The organism is Candidatus Pantoea carbekii, assembly GCF_000971765.1.
GTDB classification, from domain to species: domain Bacteria; phylum Pseudomonadota; class Gammaproteobacteria; order Enterobacterales; family Enterobacteriaceae; genus Pantoea_A; species Pantoea_A carbekii.
Window position 1 is genome coordinate 791,995 of the sequence record NZ_CP010907.1, and the last position, 18,201, is coordinate 810,195.

Here is an 18,201-nt window from a genome sequence, read left to right on the forward strand (position 1 = left end):
TAATTTTACTAAAATGGTATTTTCTTTATTATTAGAAATATAATTATGTATTTATTTTAGCTATTAATTATATTTATGTAATTTAAAGTTGTATCAATAGTATTGATTATTCTTCTTTTTAAAAGAAATCAATTTTTTTTTACATTAATAAATAAATATTTTATATCTATAACGTAATTTTTTATGGTGGCTGTATCTATAATTTTTGCATGAATAAATTTATGAATTACAAAATTGTGAATATGATATTATTATCGACATTTATGATAATATTGTCATTTCAATAAGTTGGGGTGTATCTACTAAGTATCATTGTAAATAAATCCATATTAACATTTCTATTGTACAAAAGAATCAATTTTTTTACTATAAACTATAAAAATGTAACGATAATAAATACAGAAAGCATATAAATGATTTTAAAATTTGATTATCTATATTTGAAAATGGAGATATTTTTATAAAATGTTCGCATTAATATGCGATTTTTTTAAAATAATTAATTATTTTACAATGCTATATATATTAATTGAAGTAATTTAAGTAATTTTTTACTTAATTTTTTTGGTTGACTATGTGCTATCATGCATTAAATCATCCTAATTAAATTTTTTTAAAAATTTCTATAGCAGAAACAGTGTCCAACACAATAATTACTGCATTGGACAAGTAATATTTAATATAAACTTATAAAATAAAACGACTTAGGTCTTCATCTGAAACTAATTCATCTAAATATCTACCAACATATTCTGAATTAATTGTAATAGATTCGCCGTTACGTTCACTAGCATCGTAAGAGATATCTTCCATGAGACGTTCTAGAACAGTATGTAGACGGCGTGCTCCAATGTTCTCAGTAGTTTCATTTACTTGCCATGCTGCTTCTGCAATTCGGCGAATACCATCTTGAGTAAACTCTACGTTAACTCCTTCCGTTCCCATTAATGCTTTGTATTGTATAGTAATAGAAGTAGTAGGTTCGGTAAGAATTCGTTCAAAATCGTTTACTGTTAATGCTTGTAATTCAACACGAATCGGCAAACGTCCCTGAAGTTCTGGGATCAAATCTGCAGGTCTAGCAATTTGGAAGGCACCCGATGCAATGAACAATATATGATCGGTTTTGACCATCCCATGCTTAGTTGATACTGTACAACCTTCTACTAACGGTAGCAAATCGCGCTGTACACCTTCTCGTGATACATCTAATCCAGAAGATTGACTTCCATGCTTACAGATTTTATCAATCTCATCAATAAATACTATACCATTTTGTTCAACTGCATTAATAGCTTCTTGTTTTAACTCTTCAGGATTTACGAGTTTAGCGGCTTCTTCTTCGATCAATAATTTCATTGCATCTTTGATTTTTAGTTTACGTGATTTCTGCTTTTGAGAGCCAAGATTCTGAAACATTGACTGTAACTGACTAGTCATTTCTTCCATACCCGGAGGTGCCATGATTTCAACCCCCATAGGAACCGCTGCTAGATTAATTTCAATTTCTTTTTCATTAAGTTTGCCTTCACGCAATTTTTTTCTAAAAGATTGACGAGCAACAGTCGGTTCAGAATTATCCTCCTCAGTTTGACACCAATTATTTTTTGCAGGTGGGATTAGCACATCGAGGATTCGTTCTTCTGCCATTTCTTCTGCATGGTGTTTGTTTTTTTCAATTGCTTGATTTCGTACCATTTTTATAGAAGAATCAGTTAAATCACGAATAATTGAATCAACTTCTTTACCTACATAACCTACTTCAGTAAATTTTGTTGCTTCTACTTTTATAAAAGGTGCATTAGCTAACTTAGCAAGTCGACGTGCAATTTCTGTTTTACCAACACCGGTTGGACCTATCATCAGGATGTTTTTTGGAGTTACTTCATGACGTAATTCTTCATCGAGCTGCATACGGCGCCAACGATTACGCAGTGCAATAGCTACAGCTCGTTTAGCACTTTCTTGACCAATAATAAAACGGTTTAATTCCTTAACAATCTTGCGTGGAGTCATCTCAGACATGATTTTGATCCTTACGCCTTAGATAGTAATTCTTCGAATTTAATGTTATGGTTTGTATAAATACAAATATCGCCAGTAATGGTTAATGCTTTTTCAACAATATCGCGTGCAGCAATGTCTGTGTTCTCTAATAGCGCGCGAGCAGCTGCCTGGGCGTAAGGTCCCCCAGAACCAATAGCGATGAGGTCATTTTCAGGCTGAATTACATCGCCGTTACCACTAATAATTAGAGAAATATTTTCGTCAGCAATTGCTAGTAATGCTTCAAGACGACGTAATATACGGTCAGTACGCCAATCTTTTGCAAGTGCTACAGCAGCTTTAGTTAAATGACCTTGGTGCATTTCCAATTTACGCTCAAATAATTCAAATAGCGTAAAAGCATCAGCTGTACCACCTGCAAATCCTGCTATTACTTTATCATTGTAAAGGCGACGAACTTTGTTAACATTACTTTTCATGACTGTATTACCAAGGGTAGCTTGGCCATCCCCACCGATCACTACTTGACCGTTGCGTCTTACGCTTAATATCGTTGTCACAGACAAAGTCCCCTTTTTACATTACAGTGGAAAAGAACTCCTAGTATTTCGGACGCGGAGTACAATGTTGAACTTGATATGGGGTAGGATCAAAAGGCTTTCAACCCCTTTTGGTTAGGCGAACACAGCTTGAATAGATAGTATGACGTAATTGTTTGACAGTTTTATTAGCAATTTTGGGATCTTTAAATAGGCTAATTAATACACGATTTCAACCATAGCAATTCACAAGATAATCTTCACAGTCTTTTAATACTAAAATATGCGCGCATAAATTCAGCTGTATCGTTAAATGTAAAGTAGCCTGATTATACTATCTAGAATAGTCAAGTTCTTTGTCTATGAGAACGTATTTTTAATATTCATTTGAATTTATTTTTTGTACAGATCATTGATAGATTTGTATACATTTAATTTTTAGATTATTCTATATCTTTGAATATAGGCAGTGTATGTTTATTACATATTAATTTATATAAGTTTTTATATTTTCTTCAGTCATCCAATAATTTCCGTTGTTCATTACTCAGTTAATTATATTGTGGCTTGATATTACTATCAACAGAGAAATTCGTTGAAATAGTAGGTATTGTAGTCTGAGGATTATCTAGTTCTGTAATATATTTCCATTTTTCCTTAGGTTGAGTCTGAAGAATATTATTATTAATGGTATTTTCCGAATAAATTATAGGAAGATTATCCTTGTGTTTGTAATGAGATATTGACCATAATCCAATGATTGCACTAATGAATATTACTACCGCGAACGTTATTTTTAATTTTAATAATAAAAGAAAATTTTTTCTATCATTTTGATTAAGTTTAACAATTTTTTTACATTGTGTCTCTTTTAAAAATTTACACCCGATATAATCTTTTTTCACAATTTACACCATTTTGACTTAATACTGCTATTAATTCCATTGATTTTTTTCTAAAAATCCTCCTATATTATTTTAATATTAAATTTTAAAAGAGTAAATTTATAAACAAATTTACATTTTTATTCCATGATATAAGAATCATATTTTTTATTGATAATTATAGTATTGATAATATTCTCATGACTTTTTTTTACTATGCGAATAGAGCAAATTTTATATTTTCCTCAATATATCTATCTATTGTAGATAGATATATTGAGGATTGACAATTTAAAAAGAAATATTGGATGCATGTAGTTTATAAAATAATCATAATACCATTACAGTACTTAAATATAATAATGTAAGTAATAATATTGTCATTCATGTTTAAATTTAAGGTATCGTATTTTTGAATTTCAAAATTAAAAAATTTTGTTATTAACAAGTTGTTTTAATGAAAATTTTATTATATATACGTGATATATCTAATATCTTATATACATTTGATATTTTTTATCGAAATTAAAATAATTTAGAATTATTTTACAAACACTTTATAAAAAATATGTTATTCTACGCTGATTTAATTACCTTAATTTTAATTGCTATTTAATTCAAATTAATTATTTATTCATCAATATGAAAAGTTTATTTCTCATTAACGTAATATTAAATTCTAATAAAAAGTAATTGATGCGATTTTTAGTTATATTTTTTTAAACGTCAAAAAAAGATTTCATATACACTAACAAAAGATATTTTATTCCAACTAACCTGATGTTATACAAGTAATAATAAGATACAAAATCTCTAACTTTAAATACACAATTTAATAAAATAATTTTTTAAAATTTCTAACAAAAAACACTGCAGTTTATTGTTATTATTAATATTGTTTTAATTATTGATTAATGATGTGAATACTTTTCTTTGGGATCAATATCTAATAGCCACTTAACTTTTTAATTTAAATTTAACGCATTAATAAAATTGCCTGAAAGTTTAAGTAACTCATATAAATAATTACATGACGGATGTTGTAACAATCACTTCCATCTCCAATATCCATTATGTTTTTTTGCTATAGCAGGTTCAGGTGCCATTCATTAGCCATGTATGTCCTTTTTTTAAAGGACTCTATTCGAATAAATTACGATTTTTTTTAAGAAATATTATAATACGTTATGTTTATCTATGTCTTCAGCTTGAAATAGTGCATGGTGTGTCCATGTTAGTAGATGCGCAGACTGTCATTCTAGCAGTGTTTGTTTAGTAAAACAAAATAGCCATAATGTAGCAGTATCTGGAGAAGAAAATGTTCTGAATAATGTGTTTAGAGTATTAATTCACTTTGTTTTTTAAGTGGTTTTATATAGTGTGCGCTCTGTGTATAAAATTGTACAAAACGTTCAGGAGTACAAAAATTAGTAGAGAATAAAATGCTATCAATATCTAGCATTGATACTAAGTAACATTTTGAAAAAATAATCTTTAGCTATCATTTTGGTGCCAATTATGATACGAGCGCCACCTTGATTGATATCACTAAAATGTTGCTCTAATTCTCCTTTACATTTCATAATATCGTGGTCAATACGAAAAATTAGGATATTAGAAAAAATGCACTGAGATTTTGTTCTAGCTGTTCTGTATCTATACCCACAGTGATTAAATGTATTAATGTACACTTTGGACATTGAGTAAATAATGAAGATCGTCTATTATAACGGTGACAACGTAATTGTTGATCATGTTGCTGTTGATGTGCAGTGTAGTCATTATCGCATTGTTGGCATTGAGCCAATTGCCTACAATCATGACAGATAGCAGTGGTGAAAAACTTTGCCGATTTAAAAATAATAGCACTTGATTGCTAGCGCATAAATGATGGTACATTTATAGTAAAATTGGTGCTATACTACCCCTAAGCTTGAGGCCCTTAAGATCAATAATTCGCTGAAGATTTGTGTTATATCTCTACTACATGCATGAAATCAAAACTGATCATACTTACCACGATAAACATTATATAGTGTCTCTATAGAAGGGATTTGAGAACTCATAATAATTATTTGCTTGATAGGCGCGAAATGCTGCTAAATCGCGTGCCTAATATCGCCATCCTGTTTGTTATTTGTAAATGCTATGATGTTCTTCATCAATGACAATAATACCTAGGCATATTAGTGCTGTGAACGCTGCAGAACGTGTACCTATAATAATTGTATTTTCATTTCTTCTAGTACGTAACCATACATACTGAAAAAGCGCTTTTTATTATTGATACCAGAATGCAGGATATCAATTGATATGTTAAAACGTTCTCTGAAGAAGCTAAAGATAATACACGGCGGTATTAAATCAATTTCTTCTGGCACCAAGATCAGCGCTGGTGTACCTGCTGCTAAAACATTTTCAAGTACTCTGAGATACACTTCCATTTTTTAAGGCTATAATACCTGTTAATATCCAAGTATTATAGTGCCTGGCCATTTTTACTTTCAATTGTACGTATTGCTAATACTTGATCTTTATCTAGATTTTGATATTTACCTTTAACAGTAAAAATAATACGCCAGTCATGTGTCGTAGGCTTATATTTACATAAATTGCATAATCCTTTATGATGTAGCGACTTAAATGTATTTTTCTATATGTTGTTGATCAGTTTGATGAAGAAAAAAATTTGTTTTCTTAAAAAACCAGAGCCTTTTGCTGTTTTGCAGCACACTTTAAACTATTAAGCTCAATGTTACGTGCAGCATTATTTATTGATAACCCATTGCGATAGTAACTCGTGTGTTGGTCATCCTTGATGAAGAAGTACGGATGTCGTATCCTAAGCACTTTTTCGAGTCGAAAATGATAATATTTTGCTGTCTACTGTAGTAGGTAACAAAGTTTGGAAGAAAAAAGGCTCTTATTATCGATTATTCTATAAATTTTATTAAGATGGGTAATTGGTAGATTGCTAGTAGCAGTTTTTTTAAGTTAACTACAATGCCAATTATTTTACGATTACTATATTTCATAATAACGCGAGCTCCTACTACTAGATGTTACTTGTTAGTACATGTTGGTAGCAATTAATCAAATATACAGAGTAAAGGAATCGGTAACGCAATCTGTACAATAAAGAACAAGTCTATTTGTATCTATTTCTTATCAAAGAATATTTTAAAAACTGTAATATCGTAAAATTGTAAATGCTGCTTTGTTATATTATTAGATTACTATTTCCATATTTCTATATTGCACAAAAAGATTAATTTTTGTATATTAGTACAGTTTTAATCAATATTTAATTGAAATTAATTTTTTTATTAAGCCTAAAAATATATTATTTTTTAATGTTTTTAACATTATCATAATTTTTTATGAGGTTTTTCTATGAAACAGGGAATTCATCCAGTATATAAATCAGTGATTATTACTTGCTCTTGTGGTAACATAATTGAAACTCGTTCTACTATGAGCCAAAACTTAACTCTAGAAGTATGCGGTAAATGTCATCCATTTTATACTGGAAAACAGCGCATTGTAGACACTGGTGGTCGCGTCGAACGTTTTAATAAACGATTTAATATCCCAGTTAAAAAATAATATCAATGATTATTTAATTTTTTATTAATGCAAACAATCGAATTTCAAAATTTGTATATTTACTTGGATGCAATGTTGGTGTGAATAAACAAACATTATTTTTTTACTATGAATTATAATACTTTTTTAAAAACATTAGAATTACATTTTTTAGATTTAATCTTTAGGACTGTTAGAATACAGACAGATATCTTCCATTAATACTATTCAATTCTACTTATCTTAATTTATATATCTGCTTTATAAGCATTTTAATTTCTAATCTTAACTAGTATTCTAGTAAAGTGTACTGAACACGAAAATGTACGTTATAATTTTAATAGCTATTAAATAATAAACTTACTATAGAATTAAATTCAGATATTTACATCTATTGAATGTATGCATTGAATGTTATCTTTATTATTCTTCATATTTATTTTTAGGATAAGAAGCATAATGATTTGTAAACAGGCAACGATTGCAGTACGTAGCGGTTTGAATGATGACGAACAATACGGTTGTGTTGTCCCACCTATCCACCTTTCTAGTACTTATAATTTTCTTGATTTTAATGAACCACGTACCCATGATTATTCACGTCGTAGTAATCCAACACGCGATGTGGTGCAACGTGCTCTAACCGAGTTAGAAGGTGGAGCAGGAACAGTATTAACAAATACTGGTATGTCAGCCATTCATATGGTAACGACTATGTTTCTAAAACCTGGTGATTTGTTAATAGCACCACATGATTGCTATGGTGGTAGTTATCGTCTTTTTGAGAGTTTAAGCAAACGTGGAATGTATCGTGTTAAATTTATCAACCAGAGCAATAAGATAGAATTAAAAGAGGTACTGACCGAAAAACCGAAGCTAGTTCTTATTGAAAGCCCAAGCAACCCCTTACTACGTGTAGTAGATATTGTGGATATTTGTCAATCTGCACGTGAAGTAGGTGCTATTAGTATGGTAGATAATACCTTTCTTAGCCCAGCGTTGCAAAATCCATTAGCTTTAGGTGCAGATCTGGTTATTCATTCCTGTACCAAGTATCTGAATGGCCACTCTGACGTTTTAGCTGGCGCTGTAATTGCTAGTAATATATCGGTTGTTAAGGATTTAACTTGGTGGGCTAATAATATTGGTGTAACAGGTACAGCATTTGATAGTTATCTATTATTGCGAGGATTACGAACGTTAGAGCTTCGTATATCAGTTGCACAGAAAAATGCGATAGAAATTATTAATTATCTTCAAAAACAACCGTTAGTAAAAAAAATATATCATCCATCTTTGCCGGAAAATGATGGTCATGAATATGCACTACGTCAACAACGTGGGTTTGGTGCCATGTTAAGTTTTGAACTGAATGCTGATACAGCTCATTTACGTTCTTTCCTTAAATCGCTGCGTTTATTTACACTAGCAGAATCACTTGGTGGTGTTGAAAGTTTAATTTCTCATGCTGCGACTATGACTCATGCATGTATGTCTACCGAAGCTCGTGCTAAAGCAGGGATTTCTGACAGACTACTGCGTATTTCAGTAGGCATTGAACATCATGAAGATTTAATAGCTGATTTAGATCATGCATTCTGGATTTTATCTCAAAACTAAAAAATATTAAGTAAATATGCAATATTTAAGTAATGAACTCATTATTTTTATTATAAATATTTCATATAATGGCTTTTATTAATTAAATAAGCGAGAATGCAAAAAATATTTTATTAAATTAAATAAATATAAACAATTATATTGTTTATATTTATTTCATTGACATATTATATAATTAATTTGGATTTTTAAATTTAAATTATTAAATTACACAGTTAATATTTACAAAGAATTATTAACAATAAATAATAAATGCAAAAATTTTTTGTGTTTGTTTGTGCTGCTGGATTGAATTTTAAATTCTATAAGATAAAATTTTATAGGCCTACATTGCCATATTTTTCTACTATACGTATAGTATAATATTATGCAACATAATGTGTTTATATGTATAAATGATGCTATTAAATTTGACCCATTTTAAAATTGTTTCAACATATGAAAATACACTATTCACGTTACATGACATAACCTTTTAGGTTATGTCAATTTTTGCTTAAAATAGTTAAACTGTAACTTAATTCATTTTATCTGTGAAAGAACAGTTCTATGCTAAATTGTTTAAGATTTAGAATTGGTTAAACTTAACCAGTTCTAAGTCTTCTATTTGTTTAAAAATAATATAGAAGAATACAGATCATATTTTTAACTTTCTTAAAATAAGAAATATGATCTCTGTAATTACTTAAATTAGCAAGTTTTTACATAATTTCATATCTAACACATTACATCTGATGATATAACCTAATTATCATCAGGTTGAAGAAAAAATACGTAATTTTTTATCTTTAATTGCATTAATTCAAATTTTTATATTTAAATATTGAAAATATTAAACAAGTTATATGCATAATATATTTAATATTTTTTATTAATGATCTCAATATTTTTAAAGATAATTGCTTTGTTTCAAACATAGGCTAATTAATTATAATCTGGTATTGTATTACAAATAAAAGAAATAAAAATTTTATATCAAGACTTTTGTATGTTATTTATTTTTATTACTATTTTTTAATTAAAATAACATCAATATGTTAGATATTTATTAGTTGATGAATTTTTTGTTTTTTCTATACCCTCTCTTTAATAACTATACTAGTTTGGTTATCTAAATTTTAAAATAGATAACTGATTCTGCCATATCAATTATTAAATTGATATAATCGATAATTATATTTTTTAATGCAAATGTTTCAAATTGTCTGAATATTTATCATATCATTCTGTTATTTTTATATTGACCGAAAATATTTAATCATCCATGTTATAAATCTTATACTTGGTATAAAGTATCAATGCTTACTAACTAATTAAATATACGAGGTAACAGGATGAGTTTTTTTCATGCTATTCAGCACGAAGTGCTGAATCAAAGATTATGTGAACTTGATGGACAACAATTAAACATCTCTTTTGAATTTTTTCCGCCACGTTTTAATGAGCACAAAATAGAAGAAAGTTTATGGCATTCTATCTATCGTTTAAGTAAATTAAAACCAAAATTTGTTTCAGTAACATATGGTGCTAATGCAGGTGAACGAGATCGTACACATAACATTATTAAAGATATTAAAAAACGTACTGGATTAGAAGTAGCGCCACATCTTACTTGTATTAATGCTACACGCGATAAATTACTTAATATTGCATCTAATTATTGGGAAAATGGCATTCGTCATATTATAGCATTGCGTGGCGATTTACCTGTTAAAGGATGCAAACCAAAAATGTATGGCAGTGATTTAGTAAAACTACTTAAAGAAGTTGGTAACTTTGATATTTCTGTAGCAGCCTATCCCGAAGTGCATCCAGAAGCAAAAAGTGCGCAAGCTGATCTAATTAACCTAAAACATAAAATTGATGCTGGCGCAAACCGTGCTATTACACAGTTTTTTTTTGATGTTGAAAATTATTTGCGTTTTCGTGATCGTTGTGTATTAATTGGCATCGAAGTCGAAATCGTACCAGGTATTTTGCCTATTTTAAATTTTAAGCAAGCTCAAAAATTTGCAACTATGAATAATGTTCGTATGCCGAATTGGATTCATACTATGTTTCAAGGATTAGATAATGATTTGGAAACTTGTAAAATGATTGGTGCTAATATTGCTATAGATATGGTTAAACTACTATCTTGTGAAGGTGTAAAAGATTTTCATTTTTATACGCTAAACCATGCAGACATGAGCATTGCTATTTGTCATACATTGGGTATACGTGCACAATTAGCAGCTTAGGTATAGAACAATGAATTATTTAATTTACTTTAAATCGAAAAAATCGTTTGTATTCATTTATTTTCTGAATATCTTGTATTATACATTTCTATTGCAATTAAATATAAATTTATGATTTAAATTTCAATACTTTTTTATATTACAAGCAATTTATTATATTTAAATGAAATTTTCTAGTGGGTACTTATCTTACTGTATCTAAAGTTTTAGATAATCAATCTCTATATAAAGATAAAGTAGAAAATCACTTTATATTTCTAGTTAGCGTTGCAGTTTTGCCAACATTGCGCATACCGCAAATACCAGCAATGCTTATTATTAAGCACTTTTGAACATTTATATCTTTCTTTATTGTTGTATTACAATATTGTTTTGTTTAAAAAAGCGTATTATATTTTAATCTGAATTAGAATTGAAAGTAGCATAGATATTATTCAGCATTAAATGCAATAGATTTGAGTCTAAGACTGATTTACAGCTAAAATTATTTTAGTATTAAAGTTTTTTTATTTACATAAAGCTTACCTAATAACTAAATCAATCTTTCACTAAACATTGACATAATATTTTGCTAGCTGTAAATCAGTCTTAGAAAATGCCATTTTCAGTATTATAATAACAAAGTAAAAAACACTATTCTTGGTATATTACGTCTAGTTTTTCTTGATGGCCTTTGTGTATAACTTGCTGAAATACAGTACTCGCAACTTAAGTAAATAGATACAGGTAATATTAAATGATTTTGTGTTTAAGAAACATTTAAAGCATACAACAACGTTATGATTCTATGCGACCAATCAGATGAAGATTTAATGCATTCAAGAGTAAACTGAGAGCAAATTTGCTTAATTTTTATTCCAGCGTACGTACTAAGCAAAAGTAGCATAACAATCTCAATTATTAAATATATAAAAAACATGTATTATAAAACGTACTCATAAATCGTTCATTATTTTTTACTGGTTTAGGTGCAAGCATCACCATAGCTTTCTAGAATAGCATCAACATTAAAATAATGACCTGCATATCTACTTCTAATAAACTATATTTCAAACGAAATATCTGACCTGATTTAGTTACTCGTAGTTCACTTTTATACTAATCTTCAGGTTAAAATCAAAGCTACATTATTATACAGACACACGCCAGAACCAATTACCCTACCTCATATGAATAGAGTATGAGCCTGCATTCCAGTTTTATCTCAAATTTTTTATAAGAGAATCTTGCGTATGCATTGTATTTTATTTGTAGCCATGACACGTGTGTTTTTTTCTAAATCCAAACATCCCACTATAACTATAACCATTTTTTTTATCTTTAAATAAAATCACCATATTTAAGTTATTTCTAATAATTGATTTATTATTTTATTAGCATTATTAAAACTTTTTATACAACGATACTATATTAAGTATAATATTTTGTATATCAGTTTTTGCTGATTAAAACATGGACAGCTAAAGCTTTATAAACAATTGTTGTTCTTAAAATAACATATTTATTTTAACTTTTGCTTTTGTATAGGTACATAATACTTTCTTGATCAATATTAATTTATACTAATAGCATACTAAAAAACTTGATTATGTCGTACAGCATCTTTAACAAACTCGTGTTCATTAGCAACGTTTTCTTACATGACCGTATTTTAGAACAATTAATGGCTCATCAGTACAGGTTCCTAAAGTTTGGAATTTGATATTAATCGATGAAAATAGTAAGGTGGATTTTTGCTATTAAGATAAGCTATTAGGTATACTTGAATTAAGGTGAGTTGATTGCGTATCTATATAATTATAGGATATGGTTCCATCTTTTTTAGATTATTATATAATGCGCATTATTCAATATACTTTGATATTAAAAGTTTAAATGTTAAGTACTCTGTATCTTTTATCAACAGATAAATCGCTTTGAAACCTCTTGTCTGCATGACACAACGTGTTATGTTATTGTTATATTTAGATGACCATCACGATCACTGCTTATCGATAAGATAACACGGATTGGTATAAATCTACGGGCAGTTAATACTAAAAAATTCTTTCAGATATCATCTGATGTTTTTTTAGACAAGGAGTTATGCTTTTATCAAGCTATTTTTTATTACAACAATCAAAGCCTCCTTGTAATTATGTCAATAGTAGTAGTACGATCCTTTTAGATTTCATTGGTATATTATACCTATACTATTCATTGACGGAGACGGAGTATAATTTAATTCTACCTATACTTAGAAATATATTTGCTATTGATTTATTGAAGATAACTGTTTATTAAATTACTTAATCAATTCAAGTAAGTCCTGTAATTTCGGTTTTGTTCGGAGTTAAAACTCATTCTACAAATCAGAGATGCAATCACTATCTATATATTTTGTTGGTTCAAAAACTTTAACAGTTTAGCATCATATAAGCAAGTATTCTCTTTCATATTAAGAAAACAATTTAATGCTGTTGAGCGACATTATTGATAATGTTAAGAAATTAATTAAAACACAAGCTACGGAGAATAGTTTCTAAATTAAATAGATTTTTAAGGTACACAATAGTTTTGTACAGCGAATATCATTGCTTAAATAAGATGACTGAAAAAATTTAAGTATGGTTTTGCTTAATTCAAAATATTTTTTCAATATTGCTTATTATACATTCAAGTAATATAGCTAGCCTATTAATATTGTTTTACATAATGCAATATTGTTCTGTCATTTCAGTATTAGTTCCTAATATTTTCTTTTAAGAAAATTAAAATTTAAAATACTTAGCATAATTTGATTTTTTATATACTCGATATATAAATTTCATTTATCATAAAATTTATATATATTAATAATGTAATAATTTTATTATATTCAATAAAGATACAATATTTTTAAATGAGCTATTTATGGCCTGAAAAACTATATATATTTATAATAATATTTAAGAGTATATACTTATTTAACTAAAAATTAATCTTTTTGATAAAAATATTGAATAATTTTCTTAAAAATTAAAAGAGTAGGTTTAATAAAAAAAGTCTCGATGAACTCATCTGGTTGATGTGCTTGATCGATAGATCCTGGCCCTAATACTAATGTTGGACATATCTTTTGAATGAAAGATGCTTCAGTACAGTAATTAACAGCTTCTGCTTTCACAGAGAGTAGTTTTTCTATGATTTTAATTAGTTTGTGATTTTGATTGCATTCATAAGCAGGGATTGGTGGATACAATTCACTGACAGTTAAACGTTTTGGCCAACGTCTATTTATTGGTTTTAGTACTTCAGTTAACAGACTGTTCAAATGATTGAGCGATAAATCTGGCAATGGACGAATATCTATATGTAATTCGCAGGAAGTACAGACACGATTAATAATATCACCTCCATAAATATGACCAAAATTCATGGTTGAGTAGGGAACTGTAAATCTATAATCTTGATAATTTTTTTTAAAAAATATATTACGAAGCTTCATTAGCTGAGTAATTGATTTATGCATTAATTCGATGGCGTTTATACCTTGTAATGGTTCGCTAGAGTGAGCAGATTGACCTTGAATATAAAGAACCTTTGAAAGATGACCCTTGTGCATACGTATTGGCTTGAGAGAAGTTGGCTCTCCAACAATAGCGCATTCTGGACATAAATCTGTTGATTCTGAAAAATATTTTGCGCCTGCCATAGTAGTTTCTTCATCAGCAGTAGCTAAAATATACAGCGGTTTATGTAAAGCAGTGATTTCAAGATTACACAGCACATCCAAAATAAAAGCGAAAAATCCTTTCATATCAGTAACTCCAAGACCGTATAGTCTATTGTTTTCTTCAATCAACGAAAAAGGATCTCGTGTCCAACGCTCAGGATCATACGGTACAGTATCAGTATGACCAGCTAGCAGAAGTCCTCCAATACCTTTTCCTTTATGTGCTAACATATTGAATTTATGATGTGTATAAGGTACTTCGCATATTTCTATAGTAAAACCGAGATCAGAAAACCAACCTGCTAGTAAATTAATTATGGCTTCATTACTCTGATCAAACACGTCATCTATAGCACTAATGGAAGGTGTTCTAATTAATCGTTGATATATTTCGATAAAAGGTGGTAAAATTCTTTTCAAAATTAGTTATCCTTAATATTAATATGTTTAAAATTTGATTATTCATATTAAAAAAATATGTAGTTTTATTTTTGCTGTTATTATTTACGCAAAATAATCTTGTACATCTAAAAAGTACTACTGTAAATTAAGGCATACAATTTCATGTTAAATATTTTGATCATTGGTGCTAGTGGTTATGTTGGTGTAGAACTTGTTCTTTATTTAAACCGTCACCCACATATCAATATAAAAGCTTTACTAGTTTCAGAACATAGTTCAGATTGTGGAAAGTTATTATCAGATTTGTATCCAAAATTGAAAGGAATTGTTAATTTACCTTTATTCTCGCTGGAAGATATATCTACATGGACAGATGATATAGATGTAGTTTTTTTAGCTACTGATCATAAGGTTAGCCATCATCTTGCACCACAATTTCTCAAAAAAAATTGTATAGTATTTGATCTTTCTGGTGCTTTTCGAGTGAATGATATAAATTTTTATATAAAATACTATGGTTTTTCACACCAATATCAAGATTGGCTTAATAGAGCAGTTTACGGTCTAGCAGAGTGGTTACATGGCAAAATTAATGATGTTCAATTAATAGCGATCCCAGGATGTTATCCGACTGTTTCACAATTAGCTTTAAAACCGTTGGTAGAAGCAAGTTTACTAAATAACACACAGTATCCGGTAATTAATGCTATAAGTGGTGTTAGCGGTTCTGGAAGAAAGGCTAGTATTAATAATCATTTATGCGAGGTTAGCTTACAGCCTTATGGAATTTTTAATCATCGTCACCACTTAGAGATAGTAACACATCTTGGTATACCAGTAATCTTTATTCCTCATTTAGGAAATTTTTCGCGTGGTATTCTTGCTACTGTCACTTGTTATTTAAAAGAAGGTATAACATATCAGGATGTTTCAAATGCTTTTCATAATGCTTATGATGGTAAACCTCTTGTACGTATTTATGATAAAGAGGTACCAGCATTAAAATCAGTGGTTGGACTCCCGTTTTGTGATATTGGTTTTGTGTTACAAAACAGACATTTAATTATCGTTGCTGCTGAAGATAACTTGTTAAAAGGAGCTGCTTCGCAGGCAATTCAGTGCCTAAATATTCGTTTTGGTTTTCCTGAAACATTGTCTCTAATTTAACGAAAGGATCAACTAGACTATGAATAATAATCCTTTAATTATTAAACTAGGTGGAGTACTGCTGGATACTAAAGAGGCGCTAAGTCGTTTATTTACTACTTTACAAACATATCGCAATAAATATCATCGTTCATTGATTATTGTGCATGGTGGTGGTTGCTTAATAGATGACTTAATGAATAAGCTTATGCTACCGATCAAAAAGAAAAACGGTTTTCGTGTAACACCAGCGAATCAAATTAACATTTTAACTGGTGCATTAGCAGGTACTGCTAATAAAATTTTATTAGGATGGGCTAAAAAACATGGTATTAACGCTGTAGGTCTTTGTCTTGGCGATGCTGATCTAGTTAATGTTGTTCAATTTGATCCCGACTTAGGTTACGTAGGTAATGCTGAACCCGGTAGTCCATCCTTAATTAACACACTACTTGCTGCAGGCTACTTGCCAATTATAAGTTCGATTGGCATTACAGAAAAAGGCGACATGATGAATGTAAATGCAGACCAAGCCGCAACTGCGCTTGCTGCTACTATTGGTGCAGATTTAGTACTTCTATCTGATGTAAGTGGCATTCTCGATGGTAAAGGGCAACGAATTAGTGAGATGACAGAAGCTAAAGCAAAAAAGCTAATTGCTGATGGTATTATCACTAATGGCATGATTATTAAAGTAAACGCAGCACTTGAAGCAGTACGAACACTAGGTCGGCCGGTTGATATCGCTAGTTGGCGTTATGCTGAACAACTGCCAATTCTATTTAACGGCGTATCTATTGGAACCCGAATTTCAGCATAATAACAAAGGATTATAAAATGAGTGTGCAAAAAATCGTTTTAGCTTACTCTGGTGGTTTAGATACTTCTGCTATTATTCCATGGTTGAAAGAAAATTATAGTAGATGTGAAGTTATTGCGTTTGTAGCGGATGTTGGTCAAGAACGTAGTATTTTAGAAATGATTGAAAAAAAAGCAATTGAATCGGGTGCAAATAAATGTTATATTGTAGATTTGCGTGAAGAATTTATCAGTGAGTATGTTTATCCAATTTTACAGACTGGTGCTTTGTATGAAGGTACTTATTTATTAGGTACTGCAATGGCTCGTCCAATTATAGCAAAGGCTCAAGTTGACTTGGCTATAGAGATTGGTGCAGATGCTTTATGTCATGGTGCAACTGGTAAAGGAAATGATCAAGTACGGTTTGAAACTACATATGCTGCTTTGGCTCCACAGCTGACGGTAATTGCACCATGGCGCAAATGGAATCTATCTTCACGCCAAGCATTATTGCACTATTTGAAAAAACATGATATTACAACTACAGCATCGCTAGAAAAAATTTATAGTCGCGACGAAAATATTTGGCATATTTCTACCGAAGGTGGAAATTTAGAAAATCCCTGGAATGCGCCTACGAAAGAGTGTTGGGTATGGACAGTAGATCCACTTGATGCGCCTAATCAAGCGGAATATGTGAGCTTAAGTATTGATCAAGGAAGAGTAAATGCTATAAACAATGAAAAATTAAGTCCTTTACGTTGTTTAGAAAAATTAAATTTATTAGGTGCAAGACATGGTATAGGTCGTATTGATATTGTAGAAAATCGATTAATAGGAATTAAATCCCGCGGTTGCTATGAAACCCCAGGTGGTACAATCATACTAAAAGCATTGCATGCAATTGAACAATTAGTGTTAGATCGTGATAGTTTTAGATGGCGTCAGTATTTAGGTCAAGAAATGTCTTATATAGTTTACGATGGGCTTTGGTTTACCCCTTTACGTCAATCTATCCAGGCAGCAGCGGAATCTTTGTCTGAATTAATCAGTGGAGAAGTAATTTTGCAGTTGTATAAAGGTAGTGTTATGGCACTTCAAAAAAAATCTCCTAATAGTTTATATTCAGAAGAATTGGCTACTTTTGGTGAAGACAAAGTTTACAATCATCATCATGCCGATGGATTTATTCATCTTTTCTCTCTTTCTTCACGTATTAGAGCACTAAACAAACAAAAAAAACAAAAATGAGTTTATTTCGTTACATTAATTTTTGACGAAAT

12 protein-coding genes are annotated in these 18,201 nt (G+C 29.7%); 7 read left to right on the forward strand and 5 right to left on the reverse strand.

The features are described 5' to 3' along the window. Positions 1 to 687: 687 nt before the first annotated feature. Positions 688 to 2,025 (reverse strand): HslU--HslV peptidase ATPase subunit, encoded by a 1,338-nt coding sequence (gene hslU, locus BMSBPS_RS02845; protein ID WP_022564094.1) that lies wholly within the window; start codon positions 2,023 to 2,025, stop codon positions 688 to 690. A gap of 11 nt (positions 2,026 to 2,036) precedes the next feature. After that, positions 2,037 to 2,567, reverse strand: a complete 531-nt coding sequence (gene hslV / locus BMSBPS_RS02850) for an ATP-dependent protease subunit HslV (protein ID WP_022564095.1) — start codon at positions 2,565 to 2,567, stop codon at positions 2,037 to 2,039. 1,962 nt (positions 2,568 to 4,529) lie between these two features. Here hslV and BMSBPS_RS04695 point away from each other — a divergent pair. After that, positions 4,530 to 4,706: a hypothetical protein gene (locus BMSBPS_RS04695; RefSeq protein WP_235375451.1), complete on the forward strand. Its 177-nt coding sequence runs from the start codon at positions 4,530 to 4,532 to the stop codon at positions 4,704 to 4,706. A 172-nt stretch (positions 4,707 to 4,878) separates the two neighbouring features. Here BMSBPS_RS04695 and BMSBPS_RS04745 read toward each other — a convergent pair whose 3' ends face one another. Together BMSBPS_RS04745 and BMSBPS_RS04700 are read right to left on the reverse strand one after the other, a co-directional pair. Then, the gene (locus BMSBPS_RS04745) at positions 4,879 to 5,013 is read right to left on the reverse strand and encodes a hypothetical protein (RefSeq protein WP_268748049.1); all 135 of its coding nucleotides are present in this window, start codon (positions 5,011 to 5,013) and stop codon (positions 4,879 to 4,881) included. Between the two features lie 633 nt (positions 5,014 to 5,646). Then, positions 5,647 to 5,874 (reverse strand): hypothetical protein, encoded by a 228-nt coding sequence (locus BMSBPS_RS04700; RefSeq protein WP_235375452.1) that lies wholly within the window; start codon positions 5,872 to 5,874, stop codon positions 5,647 to 5,649. Positions 5,875 to 6,823: 949 nt separating this feature from the next. Between BMSBPS_RS04700 and rpmE the strand changes: the two genes are divergently transcribed. The 3 genes from rpmE (at position 6,824) to metF (ending at position 10,875) form a co-directional block, all read left to right on the forward strand. Beyond that, positions 6,824 to 7,036: a 50S ribosomal protein L31 gene (rpmE, locus tag BMSBPS_RS02865; RefSeq protein WP_022564099.1), complete on the forward strand. Its 213-nt coding sequence runs from the start codon at positions 6,824 to 6,826 to the stop codon at positions 7,034 to 7,036. A gap of 438 nt (positions 7,037 to 7,474) precedes the next feature. Then, positions 7,475 to 8,635, forward strand: coding sequence for a cystathionine gamma-synthase (metB, locus tag BMSBPS_RS02870; RefSeq protein WP_046201159.1), 1,161 nt, complete (start codon positions 7,475 to 7,477; stop codon positions 8,633 to 8,635). Between the two features lie 1,334 nt (positions 8,636 to 9,969). Continuing rightward, the gene (gene metF, locus BMSBPS_RS02875; RefSeq protein ID WP_022564101.1) at positions 9,970 to 10,875 is read left to right on the forward strand and encodes a methylenetetrahydrofolate reductase; all 906 of its coding nucleotides are present in this window, start codon (positions 9,970 to 9,972) and stop codon (positions 10,873 to 10,875) included. A 2,956-nt stretch (positions 10,876 to 13,831) separates the two neighbouring features. On the opposite strand, the gene argE is transcribed toward metF, so the two are convergent. Continuing rightward, positions 13,832 to 14,989 carry an acetylornithine deacetylase gene (argE, locus tag BMSBPS_RS02880; RefSeq protein WP_022564102.1) on the reverse strand — a complete coding sequence of 386 codons (1,158 nt, stop codon included), beginning with the start codon at positions 14,987 to 14,989 and terminating at the stop codon, positions 13,832 to 13,834. Positions 14,990 to 15,133: 144 nt separating this feature from the next. Here argE and argC point away from each other — a divergent pair, with 144 nt between their 5' ends. Genes argC through BMSBPS_RS02895 form a run of 3 tightly spaced genes read left to right on the forward strand, consistent with a single transcriptional unit; the run spans position 15,134 to position 18,169 of the window. Continuing rightward, on the forward strand, positions 15,134 to 16,138 hold the full coding sequence (argC, locus tag BMSBPS_RS02885) for an N-acetyl-gamma-glutamyl-phosphate reductase (protein WP_022564103.1): 1,005 nt from the start codon (positions 15,134 to 15,136) through the stop codon (positions 16,136 to 16,138). A gap of 19 nt (positions 16,139 to 16,157) precedes the next feature. Then, positions 16,158 to 16,937: an acetylglutamate kinase gene (gene argB / locus BMSBPS_RS02890; protein ID WP_022564104.1), complete on the forward strand. Its 780-nt coding sequence runs from the start codon at positions 16,158 to 16,160 to the stop codon at positions 16,935 to 16,937. A 17-nt stretch (positions 16,938 to 16,954) separates the two neighbouring features. Next, positions 16,955 to 18,169: an argininosuccinate synthase gene (locus BMSBPS_RS02895; RefSeq protein WP_022564105.1), complete on the forward strand. Its 1,215-nt coding sequence runs from the start codon at positions 16,955 to 16,957 to the stop codon at positions 18,167 to 18,169. Positions 18,170 to 18,201: the final 32 nt, after the last annotated feature.